Annotated in this window: 10 protein-coding genes and 2 pseudogenes; 7 read left to right on the top strand and 5 right to left on the bottom strand. The window is 74.9% G+C overall.

Annotation, left to right across the window (positions count from 1 at the left end; all coding sequences use genetic code 11):
* Position 1 precedes the first annotated feature (1 nt).
* From FHX31_RS12190 to FHX31_RS12180, 4 genes are all read left to right on the top strand, one after another.
* A complete protein-coding gene (locus FHX31_RS12190; RefSeq protein ID WP_402883888.1) occupies positions 2 to 994 on the top strand; it encodes a selenium-binding protein SBP56-related protein in 993 nt (330 codons plus the stop codon).
* The gene (locus FHX31_RS32675; RefSeq protein ID WP_402883886.1) at positions 957 to 1,409 is read left to right on the top strand and encodes a selenium-binding protein SBP56-related protein; all 453 of its coding nucleotides are present in this window, start codon (positions 957 to 959) and stop codon (positions 1,407 to 1,409) included. Before FHX31_RS12190 ends, FHX31_RS32675 begins: the two co-directional genes overlap by 38 nt.
* Complete coding sequence (locus tag FHX31_RS12185; protein ID WP_123109363.1) at positions 1,406 to 2,044, top strand: hypothetical protein; 639 nt, start codon at positions 1,406 to 1,408, stop codon at positions 2,042 to 2,044. Before FHX31_RS32675 ends, FHX31_RS12185 begins: the two co-directional genes overlap by 4 nt.
* 83 nt (positions 2,045 to 2,127) lie before the next feature.
* The gene (locus FHX31_RS12180; RefSeq protein ID WP_123109364.1) at positions 2,128 to 3,411 is read left to right on the top strand and encodes a sulfite oxidase; all 1,284 of its coding nucleotides are present in this window, start codon (positions 2,128 to 2,130) and stop codon (positions 3,409 to 3,411) included.
* Positions 3,412 to 3,418: 7 nt separating this feature from the next.
* Here the strand turns inward: FHX31_RS12180 and FHX31_RS12175 are convergent.
* From FHX31_RS12175 to FHX31_RS12165, 3 genes and pseudogenes are all read right to left on the bottom strand, one after another.
* Positions 3,419 to 3,850 (bottom strand): annotated as a pseudogene (locus FHX31_RS12175) (RNA 2'-phosphotransferase); the annotation flags it as partial.
* A 131-nt stretch (positions 3,851 to 3,981) separates the two neighbouring features.
* Positions 3,982 to 5,030 (bottom strand): annotated as a pseudogene (locus FHX31_RS12170) (aldo/keto reductase).
* Positions 5,031 to 5,107: 77 nt separating this feature from the next.
* On the bottom strand, positions 5,108 to 7,048 hold the full coding sequence (locus FHX31_RS12165) for an ABC transporter ATP-binding protein (RefSeq protein ID WP_071094648.1): 1,941 nt from the start codon (positions 7,046 to 7,048) through the stop codon (positions 5,108 to 5,110).
* 247 nt (positions 7,049 to 7,295) lie between these two features.
* Between FHX31_RS12165 and pgi the strand changes: the two genes are divergently transcribed.
* Positions 7,296 to 8,930, top strand: coding sequence for a glucose-6-phosphate isomerase (pgi, locus tag FHX31_RS12160; RefSeq protein WP_013476494.1), 1,635 nt, complete (start codon positions 7,296 to 7,298; stop codon positions 8,928 to 8,930).
* 46 nt (positions 8,931 to 8,976) lie between these two features.
* On the opposite strand, the gene FHX31_RS12155 is transcribed toward pgi, so the two are convergent.
* Together FHX31_RS12155 and FHX31_RS12150 are read right to left on the bottom strand one after the other, a co-directional pair.
* Complete coding sequence (locus tag FHX31_RS12155) at positions 8,977 to 9,387, bottom strand: hypothetical protein (RefSeq protein WP_013286745.1); 411 nt, start codon at positions 9,385 to 9,387, stop codon at positions 8,977 to 8,979.
* Between the two features lie 37 nt (positions 9,388 to 9,424).
* A complete protein-coding gene (locus tag FHX31_RS12150; RefSeq protein WP_013286746.1) occupies positions 9,425 to 9,967 on the bottom strand; it encodes a GNAT family N-acetyltransferase in 543 nt (180 codons plus the stop codon).
* A gap of 59 nt (positions 9,968 to 10,026) precedes the next feature.
* On the opposite strand from FHX31_RS12150, the gene FHX31_RS12145 reads away from it, so the two are divergent.
* Positions 10,027 to 11,361, top strand: a complete 1,335-nt coding sequence (locus FHX31_RS12145) for an SWIM zinc finger family protein (protein WP_184976187.1) — start codon at positions 10,027 to 10,029, stop codon at positions 11,359 to 11,361.
* Positions 11,358 to 13,907, top strand: a complete 2,550-nt coding sequence (locus tag FHX31_RS12140; RefSeq protein ID WP_013476492.1) for a hypothetical protein — start codon at positions 11,358 to 11,360, stop codon at positions 13,905 to 13,907. The genes FHX31_RS12145 and FHX31_RS12140 overlap by 4 nt, the downstream gene beginning before the upstream one ends.
* The last annotated feature ends 7 nt before the right edge of the window (positions 13,908 to 13,914 follow it).

Raw genomic sequence — 13,914 nt, 5'->3', positions numbered from 1 at the left:
CATGACCCGCTGGACACCCGACCCGACCTTCTACCCCTCCCCCGCGCTCGCCGCCGCCGCGCCGGCCGAGAAACTCGCGTACGTCGCCGCGTTCGACCGCGCCGGGCAGCGCCCCGACGCCATCGCGGTGCTCGACACCGACCCGGACTCCGGCTCGTACGGCCGGGTGGTGGGCTGGACCGAGCTGCCGGACACCGGCGACGAGCTGCACCACTTCGGCTGGAACGCGTGCAGCAGCGCGCTCTGCCCGACCGCGCCGCACCCGCACGTGGAGCGCCGCTACCTGATCGTGCCGGGCCTGCGCTCGTCCCGGATCCACGTGCTCGACACCAAGCCCGACCCGCGCCGCCCCGAGCTGGTCAAGGTGATCGGAGCGGAGGAACTCGGCAGGCGTGCCGGGTACTCCCGCCCGCACACGGTGCACTGCGGGCCGGACGGCATCTACGTCTCCGCGCTCGGCGGCGCCGACGGGCAGGAGGGGCCGGGCGGCATCGCCGTGCTCGACCACACCACGTTCGAGGTACGCGGCGCGTGGGAGGCCGACCGGGGGCCGCAGTTCCTGGCGTACGACTTCTGGTGGCACTACACGCAGGACGTGCTGGTCACCAGCGAGTGGGGCACGCCGTCGATGATCGAGGACGGCATCGTCGGTGAGCTGCTGCTGGGCCGCCGGTACGGGCACGCGATCCACTTCTGGGACCTGGCGAGGCGCCGGCACGTGCAGCGCGTCGACCTCGGCGACCAGTACCAGATGCCGCTGGAGCTGCGGCCCGCGCACGACCCGACGAAGTCGTACGGCTTCGTCGGCGTGGTGATCAGCGTCGAGGACCTGTCCGCGTCGATCTGGCTGTGGCACCGCGACGGCGACGCCTGGGCGGTCACCAAGGTGATCGACATCCCCGCCGAGCCGGCCGACCCGGCCGACCCGGCCGGAGCTGCTCAAGCCGTTCGGGGCGGTGCCGCCGCTGGTCACCGACATCGACCTGTCCGTTGACGACAGGTTCCTGCACGTCTCCTGCTGGGGCACCGGCGAACTGATCCGCTACGACGTCAGCGACCCGTTCCACCCGGTACGCGTCGGCTCGGTACGCCTCGGCGGCATCGTCAACCGCACCCCGCACCCGGCGTTCCCGGACGAGCCGCTGGCCGGCGGGCCGCAGATGGTCGAGATCAGCCGCGACGGCCGCCGCGTCTACGTCAGCAACTCGCTCTACGGCGCCTGGGACGACCAGTTCTACCCCGACGGGGTGGGCGCCTGGGTGGCGAAGCTCGACGTCGACCCGGAGCACGGCGGCCTCGTGCCGGACCCGCGGTTCTTTCCGCGCGGCGAGGAGTTCCGCGGCCTGCGCGTACACCAGACCCGGTTGCAGGGCGGCGACGCCTCGTCCGACTCGTACTGCTTCCCGTGACCGGCGCGACCTGGGCGGCGCTGGCCGGCCTCGGCGCGTTCCACGGCCTGAACCCGGCGATGGGGTGGCTGTTCGCGGTGGCCCGGGGCCTGCAGGAGCGCCGCCGGGCCGCGCTGCTGGCGGCCCTGCCGCCGATCGCGGCCGGTCACCTGGCGTCGGTGGCGGTGGTCGCCGCGCTGGTCAGCGCCACCCGGTCGGTGACGGCGAGCACGCTGGTCGCGGTGACCGGCGGGGTGCTGCTGGTCGGGTTCGGGCTGTGGCGGCTGCTGTCCGAGCGGCACTTCCGGTGGGCCGGGATGCGGCTGTCGGCGGCGCAGCTCACCGCCTGGTCGTTCCTGATGTCCGCGGCGCACGGCGCGGGCCTGATGCTGCTGCCGGTGCTGCTCGCCGAACCGGCGGCCGGCGCCGGCCCGCACGCCGGGCACCTCGCCGCCGCGCCGGCCGGCGCGCTGACCGGCCTGCTCGCCGCCGCCGTGCACACAGTCGCCATGCTCGCCGTCGCGCTGGTCGTGGCCCTGCTGGTGTACGAGGTGCTCGGCGTCGGTGTGCTCCGCCGGGCCTGGTTCAACGTCGACCGGCTGTGGGCCGGTGTGCTCGTGGCGGCCGGCGTGGTGACGCTGATCGGCGCGGCGTGAGGTCGCCGCCACCTGCGACGGATCGATGAAAAGTCCTACTGATTGAATAGGAAAGGCAGCGTCGCCTACCCCGGAGGTCAGCCGTGAGTCAGTCCCCGTCCCCCGCCGAAGCCGTCCACGACGCCGACCGCAGCCGGCAGTGGCTCGCCGGGCAGGCGCACGGGCCGGGCGTCGACCGCGACCGGCTGCTGGAGGTGGGCGCGGCGATGGCGGCGGTGACCGCCGCCGCCGCGGAGCGCGAGCCGGTCGCGGTGGCGTCCGCGCCGGTCGGAGTCGACCCCGGCGCGCCGATCGTCAAGCCGCTGCCGCCGGACCTGCTGCGCCCGCTGGACACCAACGCCGAGATGCGCTGGCCGTCGATGGCCGGCCAGGGGTACGTGGTCCCGATCGACCGCTTCTTCGTCCGCAACCACACGGTCACGCCGCACCTGGACGCGGCCACCTGGCGGCTGCGCCTGTTCGGCGACGGGCTGCGCGGCGCGCCGACCCGGGACAACCCGGTCGAGTTCGACCTCGACGAGCTGCGCCGGCTGCCCGCCGAGGAGCACGCGGCGCTGCTGGAGTGCGCCGGCAACGGGCGGCGCTACTTCGCCGAGCAGCAGGACGAGCCGACCCCGGGCGTGGCGTGGGGGCTGGGCAGCGTCGGCGTGGCGCGGTGGCGGGGCGTGCGGCTCGGCACGGTGCTGCGCCTGGCCGGGCTGCGCGACGAGGCGGTCGACGTGATGCCCGAGGGCCTCGACCCGGACTACGTCTCCGGCGGGGTCAACCTCGGCCGGGTACGCCGCCCGATGCCGGTCGCGAAGGCGCTCGACGACGTGCTGCTGGCGTACGAGATGAACGGCGAGCCGCTGCCCCCCGACCACGGCTTCCCGGTGCGGGTCGTGGTGCCCGGCTGGGTCGGCATCTCCTCGATCAAGTGGGTGGGCGCGATCGAGGTCTCCACCACTCCCCTGTTCTCGCCGTGGAACACGCAGTTCTACCGGATGTTCGGCCCCGGCCACCCGGCCGACGGCACAGTGCTCACCGCCCAGCCAGTGCGCAGCGCGTTCGAGCTGCCCTGGGACGCCCGGGTGCCGGCCGGCGAGGAGATGCTGCTGACCGGCCGTTCCTGGTCCGGCAACGGCCCGATCACGCACGTCGAGGCGGACACCGGCGACGGGTGGCGCCCCGCCGACCTGGTCGCCGCCGACCGGGGCGGCGCCTGGCAGCGCTGGACCGTCAGGTGGCGCCCCCCGGCAGCGGGCCGGCACGTCCTGCGCGCCCGCGCCACCGACTGCACGGGCGCCGTCCAGCCCGACCGGGCCGCGCCGAACCACCTCGCGTACCTGTTCGACGCCGTCGTGGCCCACCCCGTGACCGCCTGCTGACCGCCGCTCAGGTGGTGCTGAGGTAGGGCGGCGGCACGGTGTCGGTGAGCCACACCCCGTTGGCCGAGCGGTAGAACAGGTACCCCGCCTCGGCCATCGCCGCCGCGTCCACGGTCAGCACCACCACCGCGCCGCCCCGGCGCGCACCGACGCGCCGGGCCGTCGCCACGTCAGGCGACAGGTGTACGTGGTGCCGCCCGCCCCGGCGCAGCCCCTGCGCCCGGATCGCGTCCAGCACGGCCTCACCGGTGCCGTGGAACAGCCGGGGCGGCGGCGCGGCCGGGGTGAGGCCGAGGTCGACCGGGACGGAATGCCCCTGGTTGGCGCGGATCCGGTCGGCCCCGTCCGGACCGGCCTCCACCGCGAAGCGCTGCTTGTCGTTGCCAACGACCACGGCGTCCAGCTGGGCGCGGCTGATCCTCAGCCCGGCGAGCACATCGCCCCGTCGATCTTGCGGTTTCGGCCCCTCGGATGCCCGGTTCGCACTCTTTGCCGGGGCAGGAAGCCCATGATCGACGAGCCGGGGAGCCGAGGGTCGGGACGGAGGCGGGAGGGCGGGAGGGGCGAGGGTCAGGCTGCGGCCCGCTCCGGGAGGGGGCGGCGGCGGTGGACGGGTCGGTCAGCGTGGGCGGGGACCAGGCGCCGTCGGGCTGGTAGAGGTTCGTACCGGGCGGGACGATCTCGTCGATCCGGTCCAGCACCGCGTCGTCGAGCGTCAGCTCCGCCCCGGCGAGCAGCGCGTCCAGTTGCTCCATCGTGCGCGGTCCGATGATGGTCGAGGTGACCGCCGGGTGCGCGGCGGCGAACGCCACGGCGAGCTGCGGCAGCGTGCAGCCCACCTCGTCGGCGAGCGCGACCAGTTCCTCCACGGCGGCGTACTTGGCGGTGTTGCCCGGCAACGCCGGGTCGAACCGGGCCGGGGTGAGCGCCGGGCGGCCCGCGCCGAGGTCGACGGGTCGGCCCTGCCGGTACCGGCCGGACAGGAACCCGGAGGCCAGCGGGCTCCACACCAGCACACCCATCCGGTAGCGGCGGCAGACCGGCAACACCGACGTCTCGATGCCGCGCGCCAGGATCGAGTACGGCGGCTGCTCGGTGCGGAAGCGGCCGAGCGCCCGCCGTTCGGCGACGTGGTGCGCCTCCACGATCTCCTCGGCCGGGAAGGTCGAGCAGCCGAACGCGCGGATCTTCCCGGCCCGGACCAGGTCGGTGAGCGCGCCGAGCGTCTCCTCGACGTCGGTGGTGTGGTCGGGACGGTGCACCTGGTAGAGGTCGATCCAGTCGGTGCCGAGCCGGCGCAGGCTGTCCTCGACCGCCCGGACGATCCAGCGTCGCGAGTTGCCGCCCCGGTTGGGCCCCTCACCCATCGGGAAGTGGACCTTCGTGGCGAGCACCACGTCGTCGCGGCGGCCGCGCAGGGCCTTGCCGACGATCTCCTCCGATTCGCCGGCCGAGTACATGTCGGCGGTGTCCACGAAGTTGATCCCCTGATCGAGTGCCTTGTGGACGATCCGGGCACAGTCGTCGTGGTCGGGGTTGCCGACCGCGCCGAACATCATGGTGCCGAGGCAGTGGACGCTGACCTCGATGCCGGTGCCGCCGAGGACGCGATAGCGCATGTGAACTCCCTGGGTTGCACCGCGCCGGCCGGGTGGCGCGCGGTCCGGTCACGGTAGGAGTTCGAGTGCGCTGGAGGTCAACTCTCGGCCGCTGGTTCCGCGCTGCCGGCGAGGTAGCCGGCCGCCTGCAACTCGAACAGCTCTCGGTAGAGCCCGCCCTGGGCCATCAGCGTGTCGTGGTCGCCTGACTGCACGAGCCGGCCGTGGTCCATCACGAAGATCCGGTCGGCGTGCCGGACGTTGGCGAGCCGGTGGGTGATCAGCACGACGGCCCGGTCCGGGTGCCGCCGCAGATGCTGGAAGAGGGCGTGCTCGGCACGCGCGTCAAGCGCCGCGGACGGCTCGTCGCAGATCAGCAGCCGGGCGTCACGGTAGAGGCCGCGTGCGGCCACCAGCCGCTGCCACTGCCCACCGGACAGGTCCTGGCCGTCCTTGAACTGCCGGTCCAGCAGCGTGTCGTACCCGAACGGCAGCTCGCTGATCATGTCGTGCGCGGCGGCGTCGCGGGCGGCGGTCTCCACGCTGGGCCCGGGCCCGCCGGCACGGTCGTGGCGGCCGACGCGGATGTTCTGCCGGGCGGTGAACGGGAACCTCCACCAGTCCTGGCTCATCACCGCGACCTGGGCGGCGGTCTGCCGTGGGTCCAGTTCGGCGGCGTCCACGCCGTCCCAGCGGATCGTGCCGCCGGTGGGCCGGTAGAGGCCGGCGATCAGCTTGGCGAGGGTGGTCTTGCCGGAGCCGTTCTCCCCCACCAGCGCGATCACCTCACCGCGCCGGACCGTGAGGCTGACCTCGTCGACCGCCGCGCTGTCGGTGTCCGGGTAGCGCAGGCTGACCCGTTCGACGTCGATGCGCGTGAACCCGTCGACCGGCAGGTGCCCGCCGGCCGGGATCCGCCGGGTCGCCCGGTCGAGGAAGTCGCGGTAGTCCTGGTAGTAGAGGGCGTCCTCGTAGAGCGAGTTGGTGGCGAAGATCGCCGTGCGCAGGCTCGTACGCGCGGACTGGAGCGCGAGCAGCGCGGTGGCCGCCGCCGCGAGCGCCACCACGCCCCCGACGAGCAACGTCCCCAGAACCGCGTAGAGCCCGAACGTGGCGATCCCAGTGACGGACAGGCCGATCGCCCGGGTGATCGTCTGCGCCCGGGCCAGGCGCAGCTCGGCGCGGGTCTCCAGGCGCGTCATGAGGTGGTACTCCGAGAGCAGGAAGTCGCGCATCTGGTAGGCGCGGATCTCGGCCGCGGTGTGCCGGTTGGCCATCAGGTCGCCCAGCATCCACTTGCGTCGCCGCCGGGTGATCCGGGCGAGCCAGTCGACGTGCTGGCGGCGGGCCATCCGTACCGCCGTCACCGCCTCCGGCGCGGCGGCGACGACCAGGCAGGGCAGCAGAAGCGGGTGGATGATCGTCACCGCGGTAGCCGTGGCGATCACGCCGACCACACCGGTGACCAGGTTGACCGTGTCGTTGACCAGGGAGCCCGCCTCGACCAGTCCCCGGTCGCGGGCGCGGTCCATCTCCTCGGCGAAACCGGCGTCGTCGAAGGCGGCCAGCTCCACCGCTGAGGTCGTCTCGAACAGCCGCCGCTCCACTGTGAAGTTGATCTGCGGTACGAGCCGGGCCTGCGCCCATCCGGCGGCGATGGTCAGCGCGCCGCGCCCGGCGACGGCGGCCGCCGCCAGCGTCAGGGCGGGCAGCGCCGCCCGGATGCGGTCCGGTGTCGGGCCGGCGGCGAACAGTTGGTGGAGCACTCCGGTGGTGGCGAGCAGGCCCAGCGTGGTGAGCACCCCGGCGGCGACGTTGAGACCCAGCGACGCGGCGGTGTCCCGGCGGCTGGTCGCCCAGGCGAGACTGATCGCCTCGCGGATCAACGCGGGCAGCCGGCGTGCCACCGACCAGAATCCGGTGTGGGCCAGCTCGGTGGCCCGGTGCATCCAGTGCGGATCGACCAGCTCGGGCAGGGTCGTCTCCCCCGCCGGCTCCTCCGGGTCGGACGGTGGACGAGGGTGGATCACCCCGGCCATGGCACCCCCTCGACGCGTTCGGGCAGCAACGCTGGATACTACGTTCCGCTATCGAAATATGTCATTCAGTAACCGGCGTGTCGTACAGACGTCCCAACGGCGTGTCCCTCGGCGGTGACCGGAAAGACCCGCCCGCACGGTGGTCGCCGCCGGGTCGCGTCGCGCGCGACCGGTCCGGGTGGCAGGCTTGTGAGGTTCGCCGGCGCGCGCCGGCCGACCGCCCGTCGTGAAGGAGAAGATCGACCCGATGGCTGTGGACGTCACCACCACCGACGAATGGCAGGCGCTGCGCAAGCACGCCGAGGCGATGCGCGCCACGCACCTGCGCGACCTGTTCGCCGCCGACGGGCAGCGGGGTGAGCGGCTCACCGGTGAGGTCGCCGACCTGCACGTGGACTACAGCAAGAACCTGGTCACCGACGAGACCATCGCGCTGCTCGGCGCGCTCGCCGAGCGGGTCGGCCTGACCGACCGGATCGCGGCCATGTTCGCCGGCCGGCACATCAACGTCACCGAGGACCGGGCGGTGCTGCACACCGCGCTGCGCCTGCCGGCGGACGCGTCGCTCACCGTGGACGGCCAGGACGTGGTCGCCGACGTGCACGCCGTGCTGGACCGCATGTCGGCGTTCGCGCAGCGGGTGCGCTCCGGCTCGTGGCGGGGCCACACCGGCGAGCGGATCACCACCGTCGTGAACATCGGCATCGGCGGGTCGGACCTCGGGCCGGTGATGGCGTACGAGGCGCTGAAGGCGTACCGCGACGCGGGCATCAGCTGCCGGTTCGTGTCGAACATCGACCCGACCGACATCCACGACAAGACCGCCGACCTGGATCCGGCGAGCACGCTGTTCGTCGTGGTGTCCAAGACGTTCTCCACCCAGGAGACGCTCGCCAACGCCGACCAGGCGCGGCGCTGGCTGCTGGCCGGGCTGGACGCCGACGACGACGCGATCGCCCGGCACTTCGTCGCGGTCAGCACCAACGAGCAGCGGGTCCGCGACTTCGGCATCGACCCGGAGAACATGTTCGGCTTCTGGGACTGGGTGGGCGGGCGCTACTCGCTGCCGTCCGCGGTCGGCCTGTCGGTCATGCTGGCGATCGGGCCGGACCGGTTCCGCGAGATGCTGGCCGGCTACCACGCGGTCGACGAGCACTTCCGGTCCGCCCCGGTGGAGCGCAACGTGCCGGCGCTGCTCGGCCTGCTCAACGTCTGGTACACCGACTTCCTCGGCGCGGAGACCCACGCGGTGCTGCCCTACTCGCAGTACCTGCACCGGTTCCCCGCCTACCTCCAGCAGCTCACCATGGAGAGCAACGGCAAGTCGGTACGCGTCGACGGCTCACCCGTGACGTACCCGACCGGGGAGATCTTCTGGGGCGAGCCGGGCACCAACGGCCAGCACGCGTTCTACCAGCTCATCCACCAGGGCACCCGGCTGATCCCGGCGGACTTCATCGCGTTCAGCCGGCCCAACCACGACCTGGGCGACATGCACGACCTGTTCATGTCGAACTTCTTCGCCCAGACCGCCGCGCTGGCGTTCGGGCGGACCCGGGAGCAGGTGGAGGCCGAGGGCACCGCGCCCGAGGTGGTGGCGCACCGGGTGATGGCGGGCAACCACCCGACCACCTCGATCCTGGCGCCGAAGCTCACCCCGGCGACGCTGGGTCAGCTGATCGCGCTCTACGAGCACATCACGTTCACCGAGGCCGCGATCTGGGACATCAACGCCTTCGACCAGTGGGGTGTGGAGCTGGGCAAGGTGATGGCCAACCAGCTCGCGCCGAAGCTCACCGGGCCGGACCCGGACCTGGCCGACGTGGACACCTCGACCGCCGAGCTGATCCGCCGCTACCGGGCCGAGCGCGGCCGGAGCTGACCGCGCGCCCGTGGCGTCCCGCGTAGACCGGGCGGGACGCCACGGGTCAGCGGCGCAGCAGGTCGGCGTGCGCGGCGCGCAGCCGGGTCAGCGCCGCGTCGCCGGCCGGCGCGCGGCGGTCGAGTTCGGCCCACGCCTCGGCGAGCGCGTCGGCCAGCGCCCGCAGCTCGGCGGCGTGCCGCCGGCTGGACTGCCGGTGCAGCTCCTCCAAGCGGCGGGCCCAGCCGGCGCTGATCGCGGCGACGCGTTCGGCGTCGGCGCGGGCCTGGGCGCCGGTGCGGGCGGCGGACGCGGGCACGATCGCGGCGACCGGCCGGGGGTCGCCGTCGCGGGTGACGACTGTGACGGTGTCGGTCAGCTCGGCCAGGGAGACGAGCTGGGTGAGCCGGGTGCGGACCTCGCGCAGCGGCAGGGCGCGCGGCTGGGGGGACCGGTCGGCCAGTGCGGGGACAGCCATGGACAGATGTTCACGTCCGGGTACGACAATTTCCCGGTCAGGCGGTCCACTCCGGCGCCAGCACGGACCAGACCTCCAGGTCGGCGCGGCCGTCGGGCGTCGGTGCGGCGCCGCGCATGACGCCGTCGCGGCTCATGCCGAGCCGCCGCGCGACGGCGATGCTGCGGTCGTTGCCGGCCTTCGTGACCCACTCGACGCGGTGGATGCCGCGCTCCCGCACCGCCCAGTCGATGACGAAGCGGGCGGCGCGGGTGACCAGGCCCTGCCCCTCGGCGCCGGGTTCCAGCCAGCAGCCGGCCTCGCACACCCCGCGTTCGGTGCTCAGCGACACGAACAGCACGCCGCCGACGAGCGTGCCGCGCTGCCAGATGCCCCAGATGCCGCCGTCGTCGCGGGCCCACCGGTCGGCGTACGCCTGGAGGACCTTGCGGGCCGACTCGGCGTCGGTGGCGACGAAGGACGCGCCGACCCAGGGCGAGATGTGGTCGCGGCAGCGGTCGAGGTTGGCCAGGAACTCGTCGGCGTGCCAGGGCGACAGTGGACGCAGCTCGGCGTCGTCGGTGAGGGCGTGGGCGAACATCAGGGGAAGCTAGCAGGACCGTCGCGCTTTTGTCGGTCGGTCCCTCTACGGTCTGCGCCGTGAACGCCGTCCAGACGTACCGATATCTTCAGCCGTCCGCGCTGCGCGCCGCCGGTCTCGACCTGCAGACCTGCGGCGGCCCGGCGGCCAACCCGCGCTTCTTCGCCGGTTTCCTCACCGCTCCCGCCGCGGCGGCGGCCGGGCTGCTCGCCGTCGCCGAGGTGGCCCGCACCCGCTACCACCAGCCGGTCAACCCGGCCAGCCTGGACCCGGTGGTGACCGGCAGCCGCGGCCGCCTGCGGTTCGAGTCGTTCTCCGGCTGCTGCGGGGTGTACGCGCGGATGGACGTGCTGCCGGCCGGGCTGGACGGGGAGATCAGCGGCCACGGCACCACGAACGTGGACGTGAACCCGCCGCTGCGCGAGGCGCTGGCCCGGGTGGGCGGCATCGAGCCGCTGCACGTGGCGGTCGGCCCGGACGACCTGACCGTCTCCACCATGGACGGCGCGGTGGTCGAGCGGAAGGTGCCGCTGCCCGGCCGCTGGCTGCGCGGCTTCGCCGAGGTGCACGTGCTCACCGCCGGCTTCGAGCCGCGCGCCGAGATCGCAGCGGCGGAGGCGGCGGCGTTCCTGCGGAGGCTGCCGGCCGCCGGCGACCGGAGCGTGCTGTGGGCGGTACCCGCCGGGCGGACGCTGCGGCTGACCTCCCGCCCGGCGCCGGGCGCGGTCTGCCTGGCCGGCGCGGGCCGGCTCGCCGCGCTGCGCGGCGTGCTGCGGCACGCGCGCACCCTGCGGGTGTACGGTCCGGCGGTGCGGGCCGGCTCCCCCGCCGTGCCGAGCACGTGGGAGCTGGACACCGGGGCGTTGCGGCTGTCGCTGACGCTGTCCCCCGAGCCGTACCGCGGCTTCTCCGGTGAGGGCGCGGCCCTGGCGGCGCTGGCGGGCGACGACGTGGTCGACGACGCGGAGCTGGTCGGCGCGCTGCTCAACTGGGATCCGACGATCGACGTGGCCGCGCTGGCCGACGCCGCCGCGCTGCCCGACGAGCGGGTGCGTGCCGCGCTCGCCCAGCTGGGCACCGCCGGACGGGTCGGGTACGACGTGGCGGACGGGGCGTACTTCCACCGGGTGATGCCCTACGACGCGGGCCGCGCGGAGCGGGACAACCCCCGGCTGGTCGGCGCGCGTGCGCTCGTCGAGCGCGGCGCGGTCGAGCGCGACGGCGAGAACGCGACGGTACGCACCGACGCCGAGACCTACCGGGTACGACGGCACCCGGACGGCGCGTACTCCTGTTCCTGCCGCTGGTGGGCGCGGCACCGCGGGCAGCGGGGGCCGTGCCGGCACGCGCTGGCCGTGTCGATGGTCGCGGCGCCGGTGGGGGCACTGTCGTGACCGGCTTCGCCGAGGCGGCGGTGCGCGGCCGGATGTCCGAGGTCCGGTCGGCGCTGGCCGGGTTGGACGAGCCGGCCCGGCGGGCGCTGGGCGACGAACTGGTCGCCGTCGTCCGTCGCAGGCGGGACGACTGGTGGTGGCGGGGCGAGGCGGCGACGCTGGCGGTGGCCGCGGTGGGCACGCTGAGCACCCCGACCAAGGTGGCCGCGCTGCTCGGCCGCCGCTCGGTCTGGCTGAACGGCGTCGACGCGGCGCCGGTGGTCGACGTCGCCCGGGAACGCGGGGTGACCTGGCTGGCCGACGTGGCGTACAAGCTGGCCGACCGGCTCCCCCGGGACCGGATGGTCGCGGGCTGGCGGTTCGTCGCCGGCCTCCTGACGGCCGAGAAGGCTCCGCCGCCGACCGGGGACGACTTCGTGCGAGGCTGGGCCGCAGCGCAGGGCTGGCCGGACCCGCGCGGGACGCGACCGCCGACCGTGGACCGGCTGCGCGCGGACCCGTTCCTCGACGCGCTGTTGCCGCGCCTGTTCGAGGTGGACGGGGTGGGCACCGAGCTGGCCCGCGGCGACGGTACGGGCACGGAGGCGGTGCCCCGGGCACTGGTGGCGCTGGCCGCGGAGGGCCGGCTCGACCGGGCGGTCCTGCTCAACGGCGTCCTGGGCCGGCTGTTGCGTGGCGACCGGCCGGGCGCGCTGCGCCCGTTCCTGATCCTGCACGACCTGCTGGCGCCGACCCCGGACGAGGTGGCGGTCCGGTCGAGCGCGTACCTGCGGCTGCTCGCCGACGGGCCGGGGCCGGTGGCCCGCACCGCCCAGCGGACGCTGCGGGACGCCGGTGACGCCGCCGAGCCGGAGGCGCTGTGGGAGGCCGCCCGGACGGTGCTGGCCCGGCCGGAGAAGGCGCTGGTCCGGGCGCAGGTGTCGTGGCTCGACCGGCTGGCCCGGCAGCACCCCGACCAGGCCCCGGAGATCGGCGCGGTGCTCGCCGTGGCGGCCGACCACCCGGACGCCGGCCTGCGCGAACGCGCGCTGACGCTGGCGCGGCGGCACGGCCACCGGCCGGTTGCCGTAGCCACGGTGGTCGAGGCTCGCGACGACCTGCCGCCGCCGCTGCCGGCAGCGGCCGCCCCGCCGCCGATCGCCGGGGTGGACGAACTGGTCGAGGAGATCGCGGCGTCGCTCGGCCGGCGCTGGCCCGCGCTGACGACGGAACGCGTCATGGACGGCCTGGTCCGGCTCGGCACCGCCGACCGCGAACGGCTCGCGGCGGCGCTCCTGCCTGTGGTGCGCCGCGAGCGGGTCGGCGCGTACGACCATCCCTGGTCGGTGTTCAACCGCTCGGTCCAGATGCACGGGCTCCTGCTGGCCGTCTGCGGCGAGGCCGAGGCGGCGACCCGCCGCGACCAGTGGAGCACGCTGCTGGCCGAGTCCCGCCCGCGCGCGCCGCTCCCGTTCCGGGGTGGTCCGCCGGTTCCGGCCACACGCCGGCCCGCGCCCGTCCAGCTCGCCTGCACCCGGCTGGCCGAGATCGGGCAGCGGCTGGACGGACGCGACGATCCGGGCCTGCTGTCCGCGCCGACCTCGGTCACCGGGGCGATCGAGCCGGTGGCGCTCTACGAACGGCTGGCGGCGCTGGGTGACCGTCCGGTGTGGCGCTGGGATCTCGCGCAGGCTCTGCTGCGCCTGCGGGCCGGCGTCGACGGGCCGCTTGCCGAACGCGCCGCGGCGCTGCGCACGCCGGCCGGTGACGAGCTGGCCCACTGGCTGCGCGGCGACGCCGTGCCGGCCCCCGCGCAGCAGGTGGTGACGGTGGGCCGGCGGGCGCGGTCGGCCGGGTACGACTGGGGATACGACCAGCTGCCCGAGGGCCGGACGCTCGTCGCGCTCACCCCGCCGGACGGCGTCGAGGACCGGCTCGGCCTGCTCACCCTGACCCCCACGCCGATCGGCCGGTGGACTGACGGCTGGGGTGATGTCTGGCCGGCCGTCCTGCCCGGCCACCGGGGCGTGGTCGCCGCCCACCTGCTGCCCGAGGTGGCCGGCGCGGCGCAGGAGGACACCCTCGGGCACGCCGCGGCCCTGCCGGTGCTGGCCGAGTGCACGGGCGCGGGCGGACCGGCCCTCGATCTCGCGCTGGCCTACGGGTTGTGCGCCCGCCACGAGGCGGACCGGGTGGCCGCGCTCGACGCGGTGCTGATCCTGGCCGCCGCCGGTGACCTGGACGCGCCGGCGACCGGCGGGCACCTCGGCGCGCTGGCGGCCGGCGGGCAGGTGACGCTGACCCGGGCGGTCACGCCGCTGCGCGACGCGGTGGCGGCGGGCGCCCCGCTGAGCGTGTGGCGGCTGCTCGCCTCGGCGTTGCCGCCGCTGCTGGCCGCGCCGACGCCGCCCCGGGGCACGCCGGACCTGCTGGCGCTGGCGGCGGACACGGCGACCGCGACGGGCGTGCGGATCGAGGTACCGGGGCTGGCCGACGTGGTGGCCCGGGGCGGCGGCAGCCGGCTCGTCGCCGAGGCCCGCCGGCTCACCACCGCCCTGGCCGCCTGAGCCGGCA

Source organism: Micromonospora sp. CNZ286 (assembly GCF_014207755.1).
Note: the sequence above shows the minus strand (reverse complement) of the source record. Positions and strands in the feature narration are given on the sequence as shown.

Coding starts and splice junctions, on each gene's coding strand:
- FHX31_RS12190 (WP_402883888.1), top strand. CDS start 2: ATGACCCGCTGGACACCCGACCCGACCTTCTACCCCTCCCCCGCGCTC.
- FHX31_RS12165 (WP_071094648.1), bottom strand. CDS start 7,048: ATGGCCGGGGTGATCCACCCTCGTCCACCGTCCGACCCGGAGGAGCCG.
- pgi (WP_013476494.1), top strand. CDS start 7,296: ATGGCTGTGGACGTCACCACCACCGACGAATGGCAGGCGCTGCGCAAG.
- FHX31_RS12155 (WP_013286745.1), bottom strand. CDS start 9,387: ATGGCTGTCCCCGCACTGGCCGACCGGTCCCCCCAGCCGCGCGCCCTG.
- FHX31_RS12150 (WP_013286746.1), bottom strand. CDS start 9,967: ATGTTCGCCCACGCCCTCACCGACGACGCCGAGCTGCGTCCACTGTCG.